Source organism: Desulfosceptrum tomskiensis (assembly GCF_049818055.1).
Lineage (GTDB): Bacteria > Bacillota > Desulfotomaculia > Desulfotomaculales > JASEER01 > JBFLVT01.
In genome coordinates this window covers 110,246-132,392 of sequence record NZ_CP187479.1, presented here as the reverse complement: position 1 = coordinate 132,392, position 22,147 = coordinate 110,246, and the positions used below count along the sequence as shown (strand labels likewise).

Annotated in this window: 22 protein-coding genes and 1 tRNA gene; 12 read left to right on the top strand and 11 right to left on the bottom strand. The window is 56.9% G+C overall.

Going from position 1 to position 22,147, the window contains the following annotated elements; translation table 11 throughout:
* Positions 1-22: 22 nt before the first annotated feature.
* Complete coding sequence (locus ACPV0M_RS00670) at positions 23-919, bottom strand: TIM barrel protein (protein WP_425621085.1); 897 nt, start codon at positions 917-919, stop codon at positions 23-25.
* Positions 920-1,181: 262 nt separating this feature from the next.
* On the opposite strand from ACPV0M_RS00670, the gene ACPV0M_RS00665 reads away from it, so the two are divergent.
* The 6 genes from ACPV0M_RS00665 (at position 1,182) to ACPV0M_RS00640 (ending at position 8,083) form a co-directional block, all read left to right on the top strand.
* Positions 1,182-1,997, top strand: coding sequence for a hypothetical protein (locus ACPV0M_RS00665; protein ID WP_425621084.1), 816 nt, complete (start codon positions 1,182-1,184; stop codon positions 1,995-1,997).
* A gap of 129 nt (positions 1,998-2,126) precedes the next feature.
* Positions 2,127-2,378 (top strand): hypothetical protein, encoded by a 252-nt coding sequence (locus ACPV0M_RS00660; protein ID WP_425621083.1) that lies wholly within the window; start codon positions 2,127-2,129, stop codon positions 2,376-2,378.
* Positions 2,379-2,625: 247 nt separating this feature from the next.
* Positions 2,626-3,252 carry a cell wall hydrolase gene (locus tag ACPV0M_RS00655; protein WP_425621082.1) on the top strand — a complete coding sequence of 209 codons (627 nt, stop codon included), beginning with the start codon at positions 2,626-2,628 and terminating at the stop codon, positions 3,250-3,252.
* 133 nt (positions 3,253-3,385) lie between these two features.
* On the top strand, positions 3,386-4,795 hold the full coding sequence (locus tag ACPV0M_RS00650) for an ISLre2 family transposase (protein ID WP_425621081.1): 1,410 nt from the start codon (positions 3,386-3,388) through the stop codon (positions 4,793-4,795).
* A 109-nt stretch (positions 4,796-4,904) separates the two neighbouring features.
* Positions 4,905-4,979, top strand: a tRNA-Ala gene (locus ACPV0M_RS00645).
* A 341-nt stretch (positions 4,980-5,320) separates the two neighbouring features.
* Positions 5,321-8,083 (top strand): PAS domain S-box protein, encoded by a 2,763-nt coding sequence (locus ACPV0M_RS00640; protein WP_425621080.1) that lies wholly within the window; start codon positions 5,321-5,323, stop codon positions 8,081-8,083.
* 184 nt (positions 8,084-8,267) lie between these two features.
* Here the strand turns inward: ACPV0M_RS00640 and ACPV0M_RS00635 are convergent, their stop codons facing one another.
* Complete coding sequence (locus ACPV0M_RS00635) at positions 8,268-8,546, bottom strand: late competence development ComFB family protein (RefSeq protein WP_425621079.1); 279 nt, start codon at positions 8,544-8,546, stop codon at positions 8,268-8,270.
* 571 nt (positions 8,547-9,117) lie between these two features.
* Between ACPV0M_RS00635 and ACPV0M_RS00630 the strand changes: the two genes are divergently transcribed.
* From ACPV0M_RS00630 to ACPV0M_RS00615, 4 genes are all read left to right on the top strand, one after another.
* The gene (locus ACPV0M_RS00630; RefSeq protein ID WP_425621078.1) at positions 9,118-9,753 is read left to right on the top strand and encodes a TetR/AcrR family transcriptional regulator; all 636 of its coding nucleotides are present in this window, start codon (positions 9,118-9,120) and stop codon (positions 9,751-9,753) included.
* 116 nt (positions 9,754-9,869) lie between these two features.
* Positions 9,870-10,037 carry a hypothetical protein gene (locus ACPV0M_RS00625; protein ID WP_425621077.1) on the top strand — a complete coding sequence of 56 codons (168 nt, stop codon included), beginning with the start codon at positions 9,870-9,872 and terminating at the stop codon, positions 10,035-10,037.
* 442 nt (positions 10,038-10,479) lie between these two features.
* Positions 10,480-10,752, top strand: a complete 273-nt coding sequence (locus ACPV0M_RS00620) for a hypothetical protein (protein ID WP_425621076.1) — start codon at positions 10,480-10,482, stop codon at positions 10,750-10,752.
* Positions 10,753-10,917: 165 nt separating this feature from the next.
* Positions 10,918-11,220 carry a hypothetical protein gene (locus ACPV0M_RS00615; RefSeq protein ID WP_425621075.1) on the top strand — a complete coding sequence of 101 codons (303 nt, stop codon included), beginning with the start codon at positions 10,918-10,920 and terminating at the stop codon, positions 11,218-11,220.
* A 43-nt stretch (positions 11,221-11,263) separates the two neighbouring features.
* Here the strand turns inward: ACPV0M_RS00615 and ACPV0M_RS00610 are convergent, their stop codons facing one another.
* Positions 11,264-12,475 carry an IS110 family transposase gene (locus ACPV0M_RS00610; protein ID WP_425620304.1) on the bottom strand — a complete coding sequence of 404 codons (1,212 nt, stop codon included), beginning with the start codon at positions 12,473-12,475 and terminating at the stop codon, positions 11,264-11,266.
* Between the two features lie 405 nt (positions 12,476-12,880).
* Between ACPV0M_RS00610 and ACPV0M_RS00605 the strand changes: the two genes are divergently transcribed.
* Complete coding sequence (locus ACPV0M_RS00605; RefSeq protein ID WP_425620305.1) at positions 12,881-13,282, top strand: hypothetical protein; 402 nt, start codon at positions 12,881-12,883, stop codon at positions 13,280-13,282.
* Here ACPV0M_RS00605 and cysK read toward each other — a convergent pair.
* The 8 genes from cysK to tsaD all read right to left on the bottom strand — a co-directional run bounded on the left by cysK (position 13,254) and on the right by tsaD (position 21,473).
* Positions 13,254-14,195 (bottom strand): cysteine synthase A, encoded by a 942-nt coding sequence (gene cysK, locus ACPV0M_RS00600; RefSeq protein WP_425620306.1) that lies wholly within the window; start codon positions 14,193-14,195, stop codon positions 13,254-13,256. The genes ACPV0M_RS00605 and cysK overlap by 29 nt on opposite strands.
* A 73-nt stretch (positions 14,196-14,268) precedes the next feature.
* Complete coding sequence (locus ACPV0M_RS00595) at positions 14,269-15,480, bottom strand: IS110 family transposase (RefSeq protein WP_425620304.1); 1,212 nt, start codon at positions 15,478-15,480, stop codon at positions 14,269-14,271.
* A gap of 391 nt (positions 15,481-15,871) precedes the next feature.
* A complete protein-coding gene (groL, locus tag ACPV0M_RS00590; RefSeq protein ID WP_425621074.1) occupies positions 15,872-17,494 on the bottom strand; it encodes a chaperonin GroEL in 1,623 nt (540 codons plus the stop codon).
* A 50-nt stretch (positions 17,495-17,544) separates the two neighbouring features.
* Positions 17,545-17,829, bottom strand: a complete 285-nt coding sequence (gene groES / locus ACPV0M_RS00585) for a co-chaperone GroES (RefSeq protein ID WP_425621073.1) — start codon at positions 17,827-17,829, stop codon at positions 17,545-17,547.
* Positions 17,830-18,248: 419 nt separating this feature from the next.
* Positions 18,249-18,452 carry a hypothetical protein gene (locus ACPV0M_RS00580; RefSeq protein WP_425621072.1) on the bottom strand — a complete coding sequence of 68 codons (204 nt, stop codon included), beginning with the start codon at positions 18,450-18,452 and terminating at the stop codon, positions 18,249-18,251.
* Between the two features lie 16 nt (positions 18,453-18,468).
* Positions 18,469-19,053 carry a 5-formyltetrahydrofolate cyclo-ligase gene (locus ACPV0M_RS00575; protein WP_425621071.1) on the bottom strand — a complete coding sequence of 195 codons (585 nt, stop codon included), beginning with the start codon at positions 19,051-19,053 and terminating at the stop codon, positions 18,469-18,471.
* A complete protein-coding gene (locus ACPV0M_RS00570; RefSeq protein ID WP_425621070.1) occupies positions 19,050-20,450 on the bottom strand; it encodes a DUF512 domain-containing protein in 1,401 nt (466 codons plus the stop codon). Before ACPV0M_RS00570 ends, ACPV0M_RS00575 begins: the two co-directional genes overlap by 4 nt.
* 3 nt (positions 20,451-20,453) lie before the next feature.
* A complete protein-coding gene (gene tsaD, locus ACPV0M_RS00565; protein ID WP_425621069.1) occupies positions 20,454-21,473 on the bottom strand; it encodes a tRNA (adenosine(37)-N6)-threonylcarbamoyltransferase complex transferase subunit TsaD in 1,020 nt (339 codons plus the stop codon).
* Positions 21,474-21,712: 239 nt separating this feature from the next.
* Here tsaD and ACPV0M_RS00560 point away from each other — a divergent pair, with 239 nt between their 5' ends.
* On the top strand, positions 21,713-21,856 hold the full coding sequence (locus ACPV0M_RS00560; protein ID WP_425621068.1) for a hypothetical protein: 144 nt from the start codon (positions 21,713-21,715) through the stop codon (positions 21,854-21,856).
* Positions 21,857-22,147 lie beyond the last annotated feature (291 nt).

The following is a 22,147-nucleotide window of genomic DNA, read 5'->3' as shown; positions in this document are numbered from 1 at the left end:
AACTTTTAGTGCACGCTGATAATTATACAGAAATAGCAGGAAAAAGGAAATAGTTATTTGGACTTTGCGCTTTCCTCAGACGCTGATAGATCTCCTGGTAATGGCGCGCGTCTTCCGCCTGCGTGCCGTTGGATTCACAGATGAGGATCGGACTGTAGCCTCTTTCGATGATCAACCCGGCCAGCGGCGCAAAATCGGGGCCGAAGCCCTCGTCCCTTAGGGTGCGGTGACGGCGCTCGCCCGCGGCCGTAAACTCTATCGGGCTGAAGTGGATGTGTATTTTACGCACGCGCTTCTCGCCCAGCACTTCCACGCAACGGTCAAGGACGGCCGCATAAGCTTCTTTGGTGGTCAAGGAACCCCGGGTAATGGCGTGGATGTGCCCGAAATCAATGGCGGGGAACATCCGTTCGTCAACGGAACACAAGGCCAACACCTCGTCCAGGAGTCCCAAGTAACTGTACTTGCCCAGCGTTTCCGGGCAGATAAAAATGTCGTCCAGCTCCTCGGACCTCGCTTCATCCACGACCTCGGCCAGTACCTTTATGGCTCTGTCGAGGGCGGCTTTCCGATCTCTTCCGGCGCTGCCGGGATGGAAAACGACGCGCGTGGCCCCCATCCAGCGAGCGGCCCGCACCGACTGCAAAAGGTGCCTCTTGCTTTTGACGACGTGTTCCGGGTTCTCGCTGGCCAGGTTTATATAGTAAGGGGCGTGAATGCTTAGGGCCACGTTGTGGCGCGCCGCCGCTTCGCCGATGGCGGCCGCGGTGGCCTCGCCGATGTTCACGCCGCGGACGCACTGGTACTCGTACGCGCCAAGTCCCATGGCCCGGAGCCATCCGGGCGCATCCACCGACGACTTGTAGCCTTGCACGTAAAATGAATCAGAGTTGCCTGCCGGGCCAAAGATCATCCCCATGCTGTCGTGCCTCCTATTCTAGCAATGACCCGGCGTCAGCCGCTTTAAACAACAAACCGGCCCTTCCCCGACCGGGCCCCGGCACCATTATCACTGCCACGACAAATTGCGCCGAACCAGGTTACTTTGGATTCTATACCAGTCAACGGCCCTCGGACAATGCCGCCCTTTTCCATCAGCCGCACAAGAATAACAAGATGTACCACTAATAACGCTGGCAAGGCTGTGAATAATAAGAAAAATTGTAAAAGGAGGAGCGAACATGTTCCATCAGATTCAACAGCAGATTAACAGCATGCGCCAGGACATCAACAGTATTTCCAACCTGGCCAACCAGCTTGCTCAAAGCGAGCAGAGCCATGCCCAGGAGCTGCAGAGGATCCAGGCAAGAGAAAGCAATGCCAGCCGGCAACTGCAACAAATTGGGCAGCTCTGCAACAGTCTCAACAACGCCCTCAATCAAATCAGCGGTGTTTCTCAGCAGTATCCCGGCCAGATGATGCAGCAGGCCCCGGCCTTCCAGCAAGCCGGAGCCCAGGCCGGTTACGGCGGGATGGCCGCGCAGTATGGCGTCGGGACCATGGGCCAAGCGGGCGGAGCCTTCGGCGGCGGTACCTTCGGCGGCGGCGCCTATGGTTATGGAACCCAGGCCAACATCGGGACCGCAGGCGGCCAAGGCTTCAACCTCGGCAACTACCTCAGCAACCAGGGCGCCCAGGCCAACCTCGGCACGCAGGGATATTTCCAGGGCGGCCAGCAGGGCGCCCAGGGCTTCAACCTGAGCAGCTACCTCAGCAACCAGGGCAACATCGGCGCTCAGGGCTATCTCCAGGGAGGTATGGCGGGGGCAGGCACAAACCTGTCAAACTACCTGTCAAACCAGGGCATGGCCTTTAATCCCGGCGGCACCGCAGCCAACATTGGAAACTACCTGCCCAATCAGGGCATGGCGATGGGCGCCGGCAACATCGGAACCACCGCGTCCTTCAACCCGAGCGACTACCTCAGTAACCAGGGGCGGAACGCCAACCTGGCCACCGGTTCCGCGTTCATGGGTACAGGCGCCGCGATGAGCTAGTTCCGACAAGGATAATTTAGGAAGACTTTCCGATTAATAAATGGGCCCTGAGGGGCCCGTTTATTTTATGCTTTTAACCTTAACATTTTATGTCAAATATGCTATCATTTGGCTAGGGAGGTGGTAGAGTTGCCCAAGCTGATCAGAGAAGGCGTAACGTACAACCATAAGGAAATCCTTGAAATCCTCTTTGACTTTTCGGCGTTTAAGGACCGTGTAGCCCGCAAATTCAAAGACCTGGCGCGCGAGATCGAAGGCAAAGCCAATGAACACGAGTTGTGGGTCAACCTGTACCTGATTTCCAGCGATTATGCAGAGGACAGCAACATACGGGCCAGGAAACAACAGCAGGGCGAAGCCCTGGCGCAGAAAATCTCCTGAAGCCGGATAACCTCTTCTTCCCCGTCGCCAGACGGGGTTTTTCTATTTCCCGTAATTTACACAGGGGATCGGCTGGCACAACCAACCATTTGCTCGAAGCCTTGAAAATACCGGCGTTGCAAGTCGAGGCATGGATTTCCCATCCACCCCGTTCACTTCCGCAGGCAGACTATTCCATTGACCCTTGCAAAAGCTCCCCGTTATACTGACAAAAGCCCTGAATTTTAATAGGAAGGGGGGCAATGGGATGTCCATTTTCACTTGGTGGGCGAACTTTAAGCACCGCCGACTGGCGACAGCAGGGGCGCTCTTTGCACTGGCCGTCAGCCTGCAGATCTACGTGATGCACGTGGCTGAAGTTAAAGCGCCGGTGAAAAGGGAAGCCATTGCTTCGGTTACTTCCGGCAAGACAAACGCGACAAATGAAAACAACAGCCTCGAAAAAGCCCGGGCTCTTCCGGAAGCCGCAATGAATGACGGTTCCCCGGGCCGGCAGCCCGCGGTTTCCCGCGCCGATCTTTCACACCGGCAGGTTATCCTGATGGCGCAGGTCATTGAAGGAGAGGCGGCCGACGAGCCGTACCTGGGCAAGGTCGCCGTCGGCGCGGTGATCGTGAACCGCATGGAGAGCAACCAGTTTCCGAAGACGCTGGAAGGGGTCATCTACCAGGACCTTGCCTTTGAAGCGGTCGCCAACGGCCAGATGCACAGGCCGCTGACCAAGAGCTCCATCCGGGCGGCCGAAGAAGCACTTAACGGCCGCGATCCGACCGGCGGAGCCCTTTACTACTGGAACCCCTACAAGAAAGTCAGCAACTGGGTGTGGTCGAGGCCGATCTGCACGCAGATCGGGCGGCACGTATTCGCGCATTAACCCTTATTTCCGGGTATGAGTAAAGTTAAGTCGGGTGGCTAAGGGAGGGATTTGCTAAAAAGAAGGGACGAGAGACCAATCCTCCGAAGTGATGGAATAGCCACAAACCACACAAAGGAGGCGGCCCTCGTCCGTGGAAAAACTTCACGAAAGGTTCAACGTTTCCTTCCTTGATTGTGAGCGATTTTTGTGGACGGCATTAAAAGCTGTGTTCAGTGAACACTTGCGGCAGTTACTGGAGCTGTTGGACGAGGAGATCTGCAGGCACCGTGACAAAGACCGTTACAAAGTCTTAGAGACCGTCAGCCGAGAGGTTGAAACCCTCGTGGGTCCGGTTCGGTTTCGTCGTCGGTGCTACTTGGATGTTCAAACGGGGGAGAGAGTCTACCTCCTCGATGAGGTTCTTCAACTGCCTAAGCGCAGCCGTATATCCCCCGGGCTCATTATGGCCTTAGCCCTACTTGGTACCCAATGTCCTTCTTACCGGATGGCAGAGGATAATATCCGTGAGGTGTTTGGGGAGAGAATTTGCAGCCATGAAACGGTACGCCAGGTAATACTCCAAGTCGGCAGAAAGCTTCAGGTAGAGCAAGCACAGCAGCGGGAATCTCCCCAGGGAAAGCTTAAAGTGCCGGTATTACTACTAGAAGTAGACGGTCTTTGGACTTCACTTCAGCGTGAAAAGGACCCGTCCAAGGAGATACGTATCCTGGTCAGTCATGAGGGGTGGGAGCGACGTCATCCCTGCAGTAACGAGTACATGCTACGCAACAAGCTTCACTTTACGTGGGACGGCCGTACGGAAGAATTCTGGGAAGAGGCCAGCCGCTATCTTGTCGCGCGGTATGATTTGGAGAACACCCTGGTAGTCATCAATGGTGATCGGGCATCTTGGATCCGAAAAGGAGTGCAGTGGTTTCCCCGGGCCATCTACCAAGTGGATCGGTTTCATCTACAACGGGATATTCGCTCCCTCTTGAAAGGCCAGCCGGAAAGGCAGAAGATCGCCAAGGAGGCTTTTGAAGCCAGCGATGAGGGACTGTTTTTGGCCACCTTGGCCGAGGCAGCAGCGCAGGAGAAGGATCCTAAGCTGCGCCGCAAGTTAGAGGCCTTTGTCGCCGACCTATCAAGCATGCCCGAAGCCCTTCGTGATTACCGCAAGCGGCTTCCTGACTACGGCATAGATCCCGAGGGATTCCGCGGTTTAGGCGCCGCTGAGTCCCAGATGGACCTCTTTAGCAACCGTCTGAAAAAGCGTGGCCAGAGCTGGAGACTGCCTGGGCTAAGGGCTATCCTGGCAACACTTACGGCCGGATTTGAGGGGCGGCTTCATCAAAGTGCCGAGCAACTGGAGAGAGCCGAGCAATTGCTACAGCGTAAGAAACTGCATTTGAGTGCCGGCCGGATTATGGGGAAGCTTGGCTCGGCGATAGCCGAACCTCGGTCGGGGCATCTACCAGTCACCGAGCGCGGCCGGAATGCATCGGGTGGACTGTCTCTACTAATGCGGCGTTTGAGCCATCCCCTATTCTCGACTACCTAAACCTGTGAGTGGCCCGCTTCGGAGGGAGAAGTACCCGAATCCACTTGACAGACACATTTCCGGCATTCCCTTGTCAGGCGCTCCGGCATATGCTATACTGTTTTCTGCCGGGCCTGTAGCTCAGGGGGAGAGCGCTTGACTCGCATTCAAGAGGTCGCGGGTTCGATTCCCGCCAGGTCCACCAGAATTGACAAAAAGAAGCAGAGCCAAAGACAAGGCGCTGCTTCTTTTTGCTTTCATCGTTTACCCCCGCTTTCCTCACCCGGGACAGATAACGATATACATCGACATTCTTTTCGCCATCTTCCTGGTTAAGTTTGGATGTTAACTGCCGAAGATTTCTGTATTAACCGTAGTCCGTACAGCCAGTGAAAGACAGGTAGCCGGCTTTGCACCAGGTTCTTGAGCGGTACCCCGTCATTTTTTTGATAGGCGTCTCACTTTTTTGCAGTAGAATGGCGAATCGTGTCGAATTTGAGTTATTAGTTAAACATGGCAGACCACTTGAGGAACGGGGCGGGGACGTTGCATCTAACGGCTCTCTCCATCGTCGCAACGATGGCTGCAGCGTTAATTCTCACCATGGCTTACGGTTCCCTTTACCTGCAAAACCGGGAACGGCATATGGGCATATGGGCGGTTGCCTGGTGCATATGCCTCGTGGGACTCGGAACGTCTCTCTGGATATTCGCCCTCGAAGCGTCGCCTCCCCTCAGAATCGTTTACCCGTTGTCGCAGATCCTCTCCAGTATGTTCTTTTTGTGGGGCACCCACAAGTTTCTCGCCTTGCCGATGAGCCAGGCGTGGGTACACGGTTCTCTGCTGACCGCTGCATTAACCGTTACGGGCAGCTTCTTGCAGCTATCCTTTGCCGTAAAAGCCCTGCCCCTCTCCCTCTTTACTGCGGCTGCCCTTAGTTACAGCGGTATTCTCTTTCTCAGACGCAACGACGCAAATTCTCAGGCCCAGCGAATCACCGGCTACGCTTACCTTCTCTGGGGCCTCCATAAGGTCGACTTCCCGTTTATCGCTTCAAACGAAGGGTTGGCGCCATGGGGTTTATTAACAGGTGCGGTTATAGGGTTTACCGTCGCCATCGGCATGCTGGTCGTCCACCTGCAAAAAAAAGAATCCTGCTTTCGCTTACTTACCAAAAACGCCTGTGACGTTATCTTCCGTTACCGCCTGGTCCCCCCTGTAGGTTTCGAATACGTCAGCCCCGTGTCTACTAAAACCCTCGGCTACTCTCCCGAAGAGCACTACAAGAATCCTAATCTGCACCTTGAGATGGTGCATCCCAAAGACAGGGTCGTTTTCGAAAGGCGTATTCAAGAGCTGCCGGTGAACGCCGACCAGCCCCTGGTCCTTCGCCTCATCCGCAAAGACGGAACGGTCATCTGGTCCGAGCACCGCATAACCCCGATCTACGATCAGGCAGAAAACTTCATCGCGGTCGAGGTCTTCATCCGCGACATCACCCAGCGCAAGCAAATGGAGGACGCCTTACAGAGGGCCGAACGCGAGAAGGCAACCATTTTGAACAGCATTTCTGAACTGGTCAACTACTACGACACAGATCTGCGCATCATCTGGTCGAACAAAGCGGCCAGCGAGTGGGTGGGCCTCCCGGCCGAGCAGATGGTCGGGCATTATTGTTACGAAATTGCGCACCACCGTACCGAACCATGCGAAGGCTGCCCGGTAGTAACGGCCATCAAAACAGGGGGGGTTCACGAAAACGAAATAACCTTTCCCGGAGGGATAACGCGCTTGATCCGCGGTTATCCGGTGCGCGACGCCGAAGGTAACGTCGTCGGTGCGGTCGACATTACGATGGATATTACCGAGCGCAAGCAAGTCGAAGAAGCTTTACGCAAGAGCGAAGCCAGGTACAGGGAACTGGCAGACTCGCTGCCCGAGGTGGTCTTTGAAATGGACAAAAACGGCCGATTGACTTTCGTAAACGAAAATGCTTACAGTTTCTTCGGCTACACCAAAGCGGATTTCATAAGAGGGGTCAACGCTCTCGAAACTATCGTTCCCGAAGACCGGGCCAGGGCGAGGGAAAACATATGGCGGTCGATGCACGGTGAAGACCTGGGCGGCGTTGAGTATACGGCCCGCCGCAAAGACGGCGCCGCCTTCCCCATCCTCATCCATTCCAGGCCCATCATGCAAAACGGCCAGCCCGTCGGGCTGCGGGGCTTTATCATCGACATCACCGAACGCAAGCAGGCCGAGAAAAAGCTGCGGTACTTAAGCCTGTGCGACCCCCTCACCGGGCTTTTCAACCGCACCTTTTTCGAGCAGGAAATGCGCTCCCTGGAAGAGCGTAAGATACCGGCAGGCATCATCCTCTGCGATATCGATGGGCTGAAACTGGTCAACGACACGATCGGGCACGAAACGGGCGACAACCTGCTGATAGCAGCGGCTAAAGTAATCAAAAAGGCCTTTCGCGACACCGACATCATCGCCAGGGTGGGCGGCGACGAATTCGCCGTACTTTTGCCGAATGCCTCGGAAGAGACCGTGGAGAGCGCCTGCCGAAGAATCCGAACGGCGGTCGACGAGTACAACAAAGGAAACCCGGAACTGCCTTTGAGTATCTCCGTAGGGTATGCGGTAAGCCGGGAGTCAGTAACGGTAAGCAGCCTCTTCAAGGAAGCGGACAACAACATGTACCGCGAGAAGCTGCACCGGAGCCAGAGCTTCCGCAGTTCCATCGTCCAGACCCTAATAAAGACGCTGGGAGCGCGCGATTTTATCACCGAACACCACGCCGAAAACCTGCAGGAGCTGGTGACGCTCATCGGCAAAACCCTTGGCCTCCCCGAAAGCCGCATAACCGACCTGCGCATTTTCGCCCAGTTCCACGACATCGGCAAGGTCGGCGTGCCGGACCGGATCCTTTTCAAGCCCGGGCCGCTGACGCCCGAAGAAAGACTGGAAATGAACCGGCACTCTGAAATCGGTTACCGCATCGCGCAGTCGGTACCCGACCTGGCCCCCATTACCGACTGGATTTTAAAGCACCACGAATGGTGGAACGGCGAAGGGTATCCCCTGGGGCTGAAGGGGGAGGAAATACCGCTGGAGTGCCGCATCCTGGCCATCGCCGACGCTTACGACGCGATGACCAGCGACCGGCCCTACCGTAAGGGTATGACGGTTGAACAGGTCCTGGCCCAACTGGAGAAAGGCGCGGGCACCCAGTTCGACCCCCAATTGGTAATGACCTTTGTCAGTCTGCTCCGGCAGAAATCCCTCGGCCTCTATCATCATTAGCCATGTCCCCGCTTACTCTTCGATCCCACCCTTACAACTCTTATCACTGACTCATTCCGACTATGAAGAAAGTTCAGGCATTGAACGGTCGGTTTCAGAAGTTAAAACCGCATAAGCCTAAAGGCTGCACTTAATGGATAAGCCTTCCGAAGTAACCTCGGAGGGCTTCGCTGACTCGAAACCCTTATTCATTGTGGCGGGGGGACTCTATCACTGTCTCGATAGCGTAGACAACCTGTGCGGTAACCTGGGCGCGGCCTCCGAAGTTTTCATAAGCGACCGAGGTGATGGTCCTGCCCTTGGGGGTGGAAACGTACTTGGGCGGAATCCTGTTGAGGGCGATGGCCATAATGTCCTCCCGGCATCTTTCGCAGGTGCACAGTTCCGGCCGTATACGCTTGTAGTTCTCGATGATGCTGTTCAGCATCTGGCTGACCGCAATCTCGGCCATATTGACTAACACAGCCACACCTCCGCGAAGCTCATTTCTCGCTGCCAATTTCAGGCGCTATTCCTTAGTAATCCGATGCTAATCCAAAAACCGTAAGCTGTCAACGAGATAAGGAAATGTTTCCTCGACAAAAAGGCCCTTTTTCATCCCCTGGACAGGTTTGAGGGTACGATTTTAAGATTTGTGGTAGTAGAACTGGAGGTTGAGTCATCATGAAATTCATCGCCTGCACCTCAAACGTCGTTCTGCTCCCCCCCACCGAATCCCGCCGGCTCAAACAGCCGGAACACAAGAATTCCAGCCCTAAAGTCCTGCTCTTTCCTCCACCCCGTTCCGTTTGCGTTTTGTGCGGCGGCAGGGCCGAGATAGAATACCACCACAAACCAGTCTGCCGGAAATGCGCCGCGCAAACCGCCCGGCTGTTTATGCAGTAAGCAGCCCGGTCTATATCCCAACCGAAGCTTGGACACTAACCGTAAAGGGGACCTGTAATTGCCAGGTCCCCTGTTTTTAGGGTGTTGACATGCTTCACCGCCCACCCTATTATAGTTAAGTAACTAACTAGTTACCAGGGGGGATTTTTTTGCCCGCCAGGCAGCGAGACCCTGTGGCCAGCCGGCAGCGCATCCTCAATGCCGCCCGGGAAGTCTTCGCGGAAGTCGGTTTCGAGGCCGCGCGCGTCGACGAGATAGCCAGGCGTGCCGATATCAACAAACGCATGCTCTACCACTACTTCGGCGGCAAGGAAGACCTTTACATCGAGGTCCTGCGCCAGTGTTTCAAAGACGCCTGGGAGCGGGCGGGAACGTTGCTCGCCGCCAAGTCGGTGGACATTCTCGACCGAGCAAAATCGGCAATCTCGGCCTATTTCTGGTACCTCGTGGAACACCCGGAGTTCCTACGCCTGATGGAATGGGAATCCCTCCAGGGCGGACGTCACGCACGCCGTTTTCTTCCCGACTTCTTTGCCCTGGGCATGCATCAGCTTGAAAAGATACTAAAAGACGGGGTTGCCGCGGGGATATTTCGCCGGGACGTCGACATGCGCCAGTTGCTGATCAGCATCAACGGCCTCTGCTCAGCTTACCTCTCGCGCCGGGAAATCCTGGGTTTCCTTTGGACCGAAGACATGTTCAGCCCCCGGATGCTTGAGCAGCGTTTGGACCATATCCTGGAGCTGCTGTTCAACGGCATCCTGCAGAAAAATAGCAGTACATAATATCCGAACGTAAGGACAGCGCCGCCTGTTAAGAACTGGTTAAAGACAGCCGATTGCGCTTAATCCCGGCAAAGAGTATAATGGGCAGCAACAGGAAAACGGAGGCATTTTATAGCTTGAAAGGGCTAATAGCCGGCTTAATCATCTGGCTGGTCGCAGGGCTGCAGTTGATGGACTGGGCCAACGCCAAACGCCAGGGAAACAGAAAGGCCCAGCGGAACCACCTCTTCGCCGGCGTACTCCTGGGCATCGCCGGAATCATATTGATGTTTGCGGCCCAATAGCGACAAGCGCAATCATCCCCGCCTGATCAATCCCGTCACACCTTGCGGTGAATCCGCATAATCTGCATTACCAGTGAAACGGGATACGGGAAGGTGGGAACGCTGTGCTGACCAATCAATTTGTCTGGGTGGCCGTACTGAACGGCGTTGCGGTCGCCGTAGTTGTCGCGGCCGGCGCCCTGCTGGTCTGGACATTCATGCGCCAGTGGTTCTCCTAAAGGCCGACCTCTGACCTCTTTTTAAGCGGCACGGCCGGCATTAAAAACCGGCCCCTATTTAAATCAACTGACGGGACAACCCTAAAAAAAGATTCCGTTCGCGCGTGGAGCACTGTAAATAGCACTGGGCGCTGGGCGTTGGGATGAAATGAAGGGATTCAGCCCCGGCCGAATCCCCTCTATAAAGCCCAAAGCTCAATACTATAATCCGGAGGTTTAAAAACATGGCGGAGTACCTCAACGACCTGCAAGCAAGCTTCTTTGCGTGGTGCGACAATACCGTCTTCGGCCACGTCAACCGGGAGGGCACCATTCTGAAATACTGGCGGCCCAGGAAAAACCCCGACGGCAGCTACGACCTCGTGTTCGAGCTCGACCCCCCGGACGAACCCGCTTCCAAGCTGGCGGTGCCTGTTCCGGAACAGTTCCACGAACTGCTGGAGAAGGAGTATTTTGCGGACCACGGCGACGAAGAGGAGCATAGAGACAACGGCTGAAGGTTCGATAACCTGTCTTAACTGGCTTTGATGTGTTTTTTAACAGGTCCTGATGGAGCTTCCCGCAATTTCTGCTGCAAATTTCTACCCGCCGCATGGACTAGAATACGTTCCGGCTGCAAACGTTAAACAACAGACAAAACACCATCCGGGGGAGGCATTAGGTTGTCGATTATTCACCTTCTCACGGTAACGCCGAGCATCCTGGAACAGCTCCCTGCGGCGGTCAAGGAAAGGTACGACCTCAAACCGGGCGCGCCCCTGCTGATCTCGGTTTGCAAGGAAAAACGGACCATTATTATCCGCCCGGCGGAACTCACCGCCCTGTTGGCCGAGCAGATCAGCAGCCTGTTCGACGAGTGTTTGGAGATCAGACGCCACCTCTACCAGTACCAGTTCCAACGCCGGAAAGAAACCCGGAACAGCACCCTCTCCGCCTCGTCCCACCGGCGGTGCATCAGGCATTGAGCATTGGACCTTCTATGTCAATACCTAATTTTAATAACCCTGATTAGGCCGCCCGTAAGGCGTGCCGCTCCTTGGCTGCCAGGAATAGAGCTTCATCATAGGGGGTGTTGTTAAGCCACATCGCATAGATAATACGCATCCAGACACTTGCGAGACATCTGAGGGCTGTGGCGTGAGCCTTACCTTGTGCGCGTTTAGCATCATAGTATTCACGTGCCCAGGAAACCCAACGGATACTCTGCATCGCCAGTTGGTACATCACGTTCCTAAAGGGTTTAACACAGGATTTTCGCGGACGGGCATAAGCATACTTGCCGCTTTGAAACAGAACCGGTGTTGTACCCGCTAGGGCCTGTACGGCCGGTAGACCGGGATAACGGCTCCGATCATCACCCCACTCCGCCAGGAGCCGTGGCGCCACCCTTACTCCCGCTCCGGGAAGGCTGGCAAAGATCTTGTAGTCGGAGTGGCTCTGAAAAAGATCTTGAATGTCCTGGTCATAACCCTTAATATCGGCCTGCAAGTTCTTGAGTCGGGTGACCAAGGACAGCATCAGCCGCGCCTTCGCCCGTGTAGTGGCCGCATTAGCCTCCAATTGAGGCTCGTGGAGTTTCGTCCAAATCGCCACAGCAGTCTTGTTGGGCTGAGGATGCTTGTGGGTCTTTAGAAAGACAGCGATTTCTGGTACCGATGCTTCTAGGGCTTTTTCTAAGGTTGGATAGGCCTGCAAAAAGTCCAAAAAGATAGGAGTATTAGCGTGAGAGAACAGGTCCAAAGCCACAGGGTAATAGAGTTTTAAACAAGCGATTAGCTTGTTAGTGAGACGGGTTCTCTCCTGGATCAGGTCATCCTGGTCCCGGGTTAGCATCTTGAGTTCTTCAATGATCGCGCTATCGGGCCGAAGCTGGCGTAAGTAAGGTAGTTCAGCTCGGCCAATATCGGCCAGCAGACGCGCATCAAGCGGGTCACTTTTTGCCCCGGATGGTTTGCGCCGATGATCGACCAGCTTGGGGTTAACCGGATAGACGGCAAAGCCATGTTCCAAGAGATATTGGATAAGAAGACCTTGACTTGTTTCAACGATACAAGCAACATTTGCGAGATCTTGGCCGGCTAGCTTGAGAAGTTTACGACCCAACTCATCAAGCCCCGGACGGGAATGTTTGACCGAAAAATCAGCTAGCATCCTTGCTTTGTCGTCAATTACCACCACCTGGTGGGTAGCGTCTGCCCAGTCGATACCGGCGAAGATCACTGATAATGGCAACTCCTTTCCCAAGTAGTCCCAACGTGGTGTTGTGGTCAATGATCAGCCCTATCCAGCAACGGTGCTCGAAGCACGACCCTTCTATGGATCATAACGCCACATTAAGCTCGGGGAAGGCAACTCCAATGCAGGCAATCGAGTTGCTGGCGTTGAGAGGCCTTTCCCCGAAACGTTGGGTACTGGGTAATACCACAGGAGATCGGGGATCTCCTTGTAAACCAAGGCTTTAGAGATAGTTTAACGGATAGGGCTTTGAGCATTGGGCACTGGGCGCTGGGCACAGTTGATCACAACCCAGCGCTCAGTGGTGCTCAGTGTTGTTCGCCTTTAGGCGTATAGGGAAGGATTTTCCCCACCAGTGGTAAAACTAGAAGGTGAGGTGGGGTGGTTTTTATGGGTCTTTTCGGCCGCATGCATTGGGCGTTAACTTTTTTCATACCGGTGGTTCTCGGCATCGCCATCGCGATGTGGGGACTCAATTCCAACCTGCCGCGGATTTTTTTCATCGTCGGTTTCATCTTTGTCCTCGTCATTCTTCCCGGAATCTTTATTCTGCTCAAAATCTTGGGGACGCCCCTGGAAGAAGAAGAGGTGACGCTGGTGGGAACGACCGGCCGGAACCAGGTGCGTTTAATGCAGGCCACCGGGGACATCAACTCGGTAACCGATAGTTCCCTGCTGAACGCGGTGCGCGGAGGATTGGTCCAACCGGGAACTAAACTGCGTATCACCAGGCGCGGCGACATTATTGCCGCCTGGAAGCCTCTCAAGGCTGCGGACGCGGATCCGGAGTAAAGAGCTCGGTGGAAAGGTAACGCTCCCCGCCGTCGGGAAGGACGGCGACAATCAGCTTGCCCGCATTGTCCGGGTGCGCCGCCAGCTGCAGGGCGGCCCGGCAGGCCGCGCCCGAGGAAATGCCGGCGAGCAGCCCTTCTTCCCTGGCCATGCGGCGGGCCATGCTGATAGCGTCATCGCCGGTGACCGGGATGATCTCGTCAATCAGCTCTGCGTCCAGGACTTCGGGAATAAAACCAGCCCCGATACCCTGTATCTTGTGGGACCCCGCAGGCCTGCCCGAGAGGACCGCCGATTCGGCCGGCTCCACGGCCACCACCTTGAGCCCCGCCTTTTGAGCCTTTAGAAACCTGGCCGAGCCTGTAATGGTCCCGCCCGTTCCCACCCCCGCCACGAAGATATCCACTTTTCCATCCGTGTCGTTCCATATTTCCCGGGCCGTGGTGCCGGTGTGAGACGCCGGATTGGCAGGGTTCTTAAACTGTCCGGGAATGAAAGTCTTCTTAAAGCTCCGCGCCAGTTCCTCGGCGCGGAGGACCGCCCCACGCATCCCTTCTTCCGCCGGGGTCAGGACGATTTCCGCTCCGTAGGCGGCCAACAGCTTGCGCCTCTCCAGGCTCATGCCCGCCGGCATGGTTAGGATCAGCCGGTAGCCCCTCACGGCACATAGCCAGGCTAGGCCGATACCGGTGTTACCGCTTGTGGGCTCGACGATGACCGTTTCCCTGTCGATCAGGCCCCTTTGCTCCGCATCGTCGAGCATCGCCAGAGCCGGCCTGTCCTTAACGCTGCCCCCGGGGTTGAAGAATTCAAGCTTAACCGCCACCGTGCCGGGCAGGCCTTCAGCCAGGCGCCGCAGCCAGACCAGCGGGGTTTTGCCTATCAGGTCGGTAAGCGATTCGTAGATACGCACGTCGATCACCCTTAATTATTCTGGCGCTGAGCATTGGACCTTCTATGTCAATACCTAATTTTAATAACCCTGATTAGGCCGCCCGTAAGGCGTGCCGCTCCTTGGCTGCCAGGAATAGAGCTTCATCATAGGGGGTGTTGTTAAGCCACATCGCATAGATAATACGCATCCAGACACTTGCGAGACATCTGAGGGCTGTGGCGTGAGCCTTACCTTGTGCGCGTTTAGCATCATAGTATTCACGTGCCCAGGAAACCCAACGGATACTCTGCATCGCCAGTTGGTACATCACGTTCCTAAAGGGTTTAACACAGGATTTTCGCGGACGGGCATAAGCATACTTGCCGCTTTGAAACAGAACCGGTGTTGTACCCGCTAGGGCCTGTACGGCCGGTAGACCGGGATAACGGCTCCGATCATCACCCCACTCCGCCAGGAGCCGTGGCGCCACCCTTACTCCCGCTCCGGGAAGGCTGGCAAAGATCTTGTAGTCGGAGTGGCTCTGAAAAAGATCTTGAATGTCCTGGTCATAACCCTTAATATCGGCCTGCAAGTTCTTGAGTCGGGTGACCAAGGACAGCATCAGCCGCGCCTTCGCCCGTGTAGTGGCCGCATTAGCCTCCAATTGAGGCTCGTGGAGTTTCGTCCAAATCGCCACAGCAGTCTTGTTGGGCTGAGGATGCTTGTGGGTCTTTAGAAAGACAGCGATTTCTGGTACCGATGCTTCTAGGGCTTTTTCTAAGGTTGGATAGGCCTGCAAAAAGTCCAAAAAGATAGGAGTATTAGCGTGAGAGAACAGGTCCAAAGCCACAGGGTAATAGAGTTTTAAACAAGCGATTAGCTTGTTAGTGAGACGGGTTCTCTCCTGGATCAGGTCATCCTGGTCCCGGGTTAGCATCTTGAGTTCTTCAATGATCGCGCTATCGGGCCGAAGCTGGCGTAAGTAAGGTAGTTCAGCTCGGCCAATATCGGCCAGCAGACGCGCATCAAGCGGGTCACTTTTTGCCCCGGATGGTTTGCGCCGATGATCGACCAGCTTGGGGTTAACCGGATAGACGGCAAAGCCATGTTCCAAGAGATATTGGATAAGAAGACCTTGACTTGTTTCAACGATACAAGCAACATTTGCGAGATCTTGGCCGGCTAGCTTGAGAAGTTTACGACCCAACTCATCAAGCCCCGGACGGGAATGTTTGACCGAAAAATCAGCTAGCATCCTTGCTTTGTCGTCAATTACCACCACCTGGTGGGTAGCGTCTGCCCAGTCGATACCGGCGAAGATCACTGATAATGGCAACTCCTTTCCCAAGTAGTCCCAACGTGGTGTTGTGGTCAATGATCAGCCCTATCCAGCAACGGTGCTCGAAGCACGACCCTTCTATGGATCATAACGCCACATTAAGCTCGGGGAAGGCAACTCCAATGCAGGCAATCGAGTTGCTGGCGTTGAGAGGCCTTTCCCCGAAACGTTGGGTACTGGGTAATACCACAGGAGATCGGGGATCTCCTTGTAAACCAAGGCTTTAGAGATAGTTTAACGGATAGAGCGTTGAGACTTATGGATGGTATTCGGCCAAGCCTAATATCACCGTTTATCTAAGTGCTCAGTGCCCAGCGCTCAATGCAAGTCAAGAAAGCCCTTGCACTTACTGCAAGGGCTTTCTTGACTAAGCTATTTACATCATGTCCATGCCGCCGCCCGGAGGCATCGGATTCTTGTTCTTCTCGGGCTTCTCCGCTACAAGGCACTCCGTGGTCAAGATCATGGCCGCGATGCTGGCGGCGTTCTGCAAGGCGGTGCGGGTGACCTTGGCCGGGTCAACGATGCCGGCGCCGATCATATCGACGTACTCGCCGCTCAGCGCGTTGAAGCCGACGCCCTTCGGGCTCTCCTTGACCTTCTCGACGACGATGGAGCCTTCCATGCCGGCGTTGTTCGCGATCTGGCGGAGCGGCTCTTCGAGGGCCCGCTTGATGATGTCGAAGCCGGTCTTCTCGTCGATGTTGTTGGAAGTCAGCTCGGCCACGGCCGGGATCACGTTGATCAGGGTCGTGCCGCCGCCCGGAACGATACCTTCTTCGACGGCCGCGCGGGTCGCGTTGAGGGCGTCCTCGATGCGGAGCTTCTTCTCCTTCATCTCGGTCTCGGTCGCCGCGCCGACGTTAATGACGGCTACGCCGCCGGCCAGCTTGGCAAGGCGCTCCTGCAGCTTCTCGCGGTCGAAGTCCGAGGTGGTCTCGTCGATCTGCTTCTTAATCTGGGCGATGCGCTTGGTGATGTTGTCCGGGTTGCCCTGCCCGCCGACGATGATCGTTTCGTCCTTCTTGACGCGGACCTGGCGGGCGCGGCCCAGTTGGTCGATGGTCGCCTTGTCCAGCTTGAGGCCGAGCTCTTCGGAAATAACCTGGCCGCCGGTGAGGATGGCGATGTCCTCGAGCATGGCCTTGCGTCGGTCACCAAAGCCGGGAGCCTTAACAGCGGCAACCTGTAGGGTGCCGCGCAGCTTATTGACCACCAGGGTGGCCAGGGCTTCGCCCTCGACGTCCTCGGCGATAACGAGCAAAGGCTTGCCCGCCTGCAGGACCTTCTCCAGAATGGGCAGGATATCAGCGATGGCCGAAACCTTCTTATCGGTGATCAGGATGTATGGTTCGCTCAAGGTGGCTTCCATCTTGTCCGGGTCGGTGATCATGTACGGAGAGATGTAGCCGCGGTCGAAATTCATCCCCTCGACGACTTCGAGAGAAGTGCCGATGCCCTGGGATTCTTCAACGGTGATGACGCCGTCCTTACCGACTTTCTCCATAGCGTCGGCGATCAGTTCGCCGATGGTCTTGTCGTTGGCCGAGATTGAGGCCACCTGGGTGATGGCTTCCTTGCTCTCCACCGGCTTGGCAAGTTCCTTGATCGCCCCGACGGCAGCCTCGACGGCACGCTCGATGCCGCGCTTGACGATGATCGGGTTAGCGCCGGCGGCCACGTTCTTCAGGCCAGCCTTGACGATGGCCTGGGCGAGAACGGCGGCAGTGGTGGTACCGTCACCGGCGATGTCGTTGGTCTTGGTCGCGACTTCCTTGACAAGCTGCGCGCCCATGTTTTCAAACGGGTCCGCCAGCTCGATCTCGCGCGCGATGGTCACGCCGTCGTTTACAATCATGGGAGACCCAAACTTCTTCTCCAGCACCACGTTACGGCCTTTGGGGCCGAGGGTGACTTTTACGGCGTCGGCGAGGGCGTTAACGCCTCTCTCCATAGCCGTACGGGCTTCTTCACGATAAATGATCTCTTTAGCAGCCACTATGTCTTACCTCCTTGATAATCGATAATCCGGATAACAATAACGCAGCCTTACTCTAGAACGCCGAGCACGTCGCTCTCGCGCAGGATCAGGTATTCGACGTCGTCAATCTTTACTTCGTTGCCGGCGTACTTGGAGTAGAGCACCTTATCGCCGACCTTGAGGTCGATGGCCACGCGCTGCCCGTTTTCCAGCAGCTTGCCGCTGCCAACCGCCACGACTTCGCCCTTCTGAGGCTTCTCCTTCGCGGTGTCGGGCAGGACGATGCCGCCCTTGGTACGCTCTTCCATCGGCAGAGGCTTGACCACTACGCGATCTCCTAACGGTCTGATCACTGATTACCCCTCCTTAGAGATGTGGATGTATTGCTTATTAGCACTCACTTAAGTTGAGTGCTAACAGTTACACCAGTTATTATGATAAAGAAGGCAGTCCAATAAACGCAAATCCTCAAAATTTAGGTTAAAATGTTTTGTATAACAACTGACAACAAATATTACTACCTTTTGCCCTCACCCTCCAAATTCTAAATGCGCAGACTTGCGGGCAAGGCGGACCGGAGCTCGTTTAGTATTTTTGCCGCCAATGGAAAGTTCTATACCATGAGGGAATTTATGAGCATTGGGCATTGGACATTGGACGCTGGGCGTTGGACGTTGAGCGTTGGGCGTTGAACAGGCGTTAAGATAGTTGAAGGAATTCGGCTTCGCCGAATCCCGGTTCCCAGGCCCTACACCTTACACCCTACACCCAATTAGAAGCACCCCAGGGCGCAGTTCTTGATCTTGATGCCGAGCAGGTCGGCTGCGCGCCCGACGACCGGCACCGGTACGTTCAGCTGCCTGGCGATAGCCCACGCCCGCGGGCAGTCGAGTCGGCCTTCGACGGCCGCCTTCTTTACCGCGTCGAGGACATCCTGCGCCGGCTCCTCGTACTTGTACTCCTTGTTCTTTTTCACGTTGATCCCCTCCTCTTCAGCGTTGCGGCGCGAACCGCCTTACCTTTTCCTCGGTAACCACGTAGTCCAGGGGCCAGTCGTGGGAACTCGGGTACACACTCCCGCACACCTGCCACTCGTAGCCCAGCCCTATCGTAACGGCCCCGCGCGCCAGGCGGGTCATGAACCGGTCGTAGTACCCCTGCCCGAAACCGAGGCGGTAACCCTCCCGGTCAAAAGCCACCCCGGGGACGATGAGGCACTCCAGCTCTTCCGGCGGCAAAACGGCTGAACCGGGGTCCGGTTCCGGTATCCCGTAGGCGCCGGTCTTTAAAGCACCCGGGTATTCCAGCACCTGCCGCGGGACCATCAGTTTCTTTTCCGGAACGGTTGCGGGCAGGGCCACTCTCTTCCCTCCATCCAGGGCAAGCCTGATCAAAGCTCCGGAGTTGACTTCGTTACGCACAGCGACGTAGGCCATGAGGCTTCGTGCCCTAGCAAAGGCCGGCAGGGCCGCCACCCGGCGGCAAATGACGGCGCTCTTGACCATCGCTTCCCTGGCCCCCATCGCCTCCCGCCGCGACAGAAACTCCCGGCGAAGCGCTTCTTTGTCGTTGCTCAAAGTGTACGCACCTCTACGCCGAACTCGTCGGCCAGGTTTTGGACGCTCCAGCCGCGCAGGTCCCTTCCCCGGTAATCGAAAGCCCCGGCGGGCAACAGAACGAGGTCGGGTCGGCATCCCGACGCGATCCTCCGGCGGAGGGCCTCAGCCAGGTCTTCGACCACCAACAGCCCCGCACAGCCGATCGTACCGCCGAAGAAACGGTTTTCGACCGCCTGCACCTCCATCCCATCCATCCCCGCCGCCCGGCAGGCCATTTCCAGCAGCGGCGCGGCCAGGGTTCCGGTCAAGACCAGGACTCTCCCCGGGGACTGTTGAAAAACTTGGCCCGCCAGTTGGGAAGTGTGATCGCAAATGCGCCGGGCGGCGCTCATTATAAGCTTAAGGTCCCGGGGATCGACGTCATGTTCAAAGACAAGCCCCGCGGAACGCCTCGTTCCCTTGCGCAACTGCACGCGGAAAGTTTCATGGTCCCTCTCGACCTCGACAAGGGGGTCGGCCGCACGCCAGAGCCGCCAGTAGGCGTCGGCCCTTGATAAAATCCGGTCGCCTGCGACCCGGCGGACGACATCCCCGCTTCGCAGCCCGGCCTGCGCGGCCGGCGAAGAGGGGATGACCCCGGTGGCACGGGGGACCAGGTCCCTGACCTGTGCGGGCTCGACGAGGAGCGGGACCGAAATCTTATCTCTGATATCTTCCAGAAAACTCGAAACCCTTGTCCAGAGGTCCTCGGGAATCCTGCCCTCCCTGGCGGCGTAACGCGTGTGGCCCGGCAGGAACACCCTGACCGTCTGGGCCCCGTGCGAGGCCAGGTAACCGATGGTCCGTTCGAGGTCGTCCCATCCCGTGACGTGGGGCATGGCCACGATGCTCCCGTGAAAGGGGATGCCCGCCCCGGCCAGAAGCTCCACCGCCCGCACGGCCCGGAACGGCTCGCGGTCGCCCAGGAGGATCTCCCTTATACGGGGATCGGCACTGTTCAACGACAGGCAGACCGTCAGAGGCCGAAGCCCGGCGAGCACGTCGACGGCCTCCCGGTCCAGCCTTGTCCCGTTGGTGGTGACCTGGACGGGGGTGGCGGGAAAGGCCCGGCGGAGAGACCTGAACACCCTTACCCAGTGCGGGTGAACCAACGGCTCGCCCTCGATGATGCGCGTCGCCGACTCTCCGATCACCACCGGGCGGGAAGGGTCCAGCCACGCGAACAGCTCCTCTATTTCCCCGGGGCTTAAGGACGGCACCCTGAACACTTCCAGCCCGGGCGGGTTCTGCCGGTGGCTGCAAAAAAGACATGCGAGGTTGCAGGACGAAGTCAGGGGCAGGATGTTGCTCTCCTGCACCGTCCGCATGATCAACGCCCGGACGTACCCGTTCCGGTCGCCGCGCAACTCTTCCATAGTTTACCGGCAGGAGCCGAGCCCGAGCCCGGCGTCGGCGTTCAACGTAAGCGGGGCGAACTCCCCCGCCAGGTACTTATAATACCCTACGGCCGCCACCATCGCCGCGTTATCGGTACAGAGCACGGGCGGAGGGACCGTCACTTGAAAACCGGCCCGCGCGGCTCTTTCCTCCAGGGCTTCCCGGAGCGCGCCGTTGGCCGCCACTCCCCCGGCCAGCGTGATCCGCCGCGGCTGGTACGCTTCGGCGGCGGCCATCACCTTGTCGACCAGCACGTCGGTGACAGCCTTTTGAAAGCCGGCCGCCACATCGGCGGTCACGACTTCCTTCCCCTCCCGGCGTGTTTTTTCGAGAAAGGTGATAACCGCCGTCTTTAGACCGCTGAAGCTGAAATCGTAAGTCCCTTCCTCCAGGTAGGCGCGGGGCAGGACGACGGCCTCCGGGTTCCCCAGGCGCGCCAGCCTCTCGACGGCCGGACCGCCGGGATAACCGAGCCCCAGCACCCGGGCCACCTTGTCAAATGCTTCTCCGGCGGCATCGTCCCTGGTCCTTCCCAGCAGATGGTAAGAGCCGTGGCGCTCGACCAGGAGGAGGTCGGTGTGCCCGCCCGAGACGACCAGGCAGAGGAAGGGAAACGGCAGCCGGGGATCGACGAGAAAATTGGCGTAGACGTGGCCCTCCATGTGGTTGACCCCGATCAGCGGGATGTTCAGGGCAAAGGCCAGGGTCTTGGCCGCCATCAGCCCCACGAGGAGGGAACCGGCCAGGCCCGGCCCGTTGGTTACCGCCACGGCGTCAAGATCGTTAAAGCCGACGCCGGCCCCCGCGAGGGCCTCGGCGATGATGGCGTTGATGGTCTCCAGGTGCCTGCGGGAGGCGACCTCCGGGACCACCCCGCCGAACCTGGCGTGCAGGTCGACCTGCGAGGAGATGATGTTCGAAGCGACGACCGTCCCGTCGATAAGCACGGCCGCCGACGTCTCGTCACACGAGGTTTCGATCCCCAGGATAACCACGCCCATCTAACAACCTCCGGTTGGCTGTCAACACTCGGCATTCGGCACTCGGATTCACCGGCAGCAACACCGGCTTTAGATGAATCCTATCCGAATGCTGAACGCTGAATGCCTAATGCTAGTATTCTAGCAGATCGGGAGCTTTTTTCCAAAACTTCTCCATTTCTTCTCGTTCTCCGGTTTCCCGAAAGTTTGGCCGGCAACGGGGAAAGCTAACCGCAACAGGATGCGAAAGGAGGGATAGCATGACAGCCGAAAAACGGAAAAAGAGCAAGAAAACGTACGACATCGAGGCCAAGCCCGATCTTATGGGCGCCGAAATAGGGACGGACGTGATCCAGGATGTCGCGGGCACCAGGGCTACCGTCCTGGACAAAGTCCGGAAGTAATGGGACTGTTGAAAAACTTAAAGCCCCGGGTTTTTCAGTGGCCTGAAAAGTAACCAATCGCGTTGGTCTGTAGGTATCAGAGGCTGGAAAAGTGCGAAAGTAAACAACGCAGAAAGGTAAGGCGAAGATAACGGCATGCCGTCCCAGAACAAAAAGAACAAGAAGCGCCCGGCGAATCCGGAAAATCCCGCTGACCTCAACCCGGATTACGTGGAGGGTCACGCCACGCAAACGAAGCTGTTCGACCCACCCGCCACCGTTAATAGCACTAGGCTATAGGCGTTAAGCCTT

Excerpts from the sequence above, each read along its gene's own strand:
- ACPV0M_RS00655 (WP_425621082.1), top strand. The coding sequence starts at position 2,626 with ATGTCCATTTTCACTTGGTGGGCGAACTTTAAGCACCGCCGACTGGCG.
- ACPV0M_RS00570 (WP_425621070.1), bottom strand. The coding sequence starts at position 20,450 with ATGGAAGAGTTGCGCGGCGACCGGAACGGGTACGTCCGGGCGTTGATC.
- ACPV0M_RS00620 (WP_425621076.1), top strand. The coding sequence starts at position 10,480 with ATGGCGGAGTACCTCAACGACCTGCAAGCAAGCTTCTTTGCGTGGTGC.
- ACPV0M_RS00670 (WP_425621085.1), bottom strand. The coding sequence starts at position 919 with ATGGGGATGATCTTTGGCCCGGCAGGCAACTCTGATTCATTTTACGTG.
- ACPV0M_RS00560 (WP_425621068.1), top strand. The coding sequence starts at position 21,713 with ATGACAGCCGAAAAACGGAAAAAGAGCAAGAAAACGTACGACATCGAG.
- ACPV0M_RS00605 (WP_425620305.1), top strand. The coding sequence starts at position 12,881 with ATGGGTCTTTTCGGCCGCATGCATTGGGCGTTAACTTTTTTCATACCG.
- tsaD (WP_425621069.1), bottom strand. The coding sequence starts at position 21,473 with ATGGGCGTGGTTATCCTGGGGATCGAAACCTCGTGTGACGAGACGTCG.
- ACPV0M_RS00665 (WP_425621084.1), top strand. The coding sequence starts at position 1,182 with ATGTTCCATCAGATTCAACAGCAGATTAACAGCATGCGCCAGGACATC.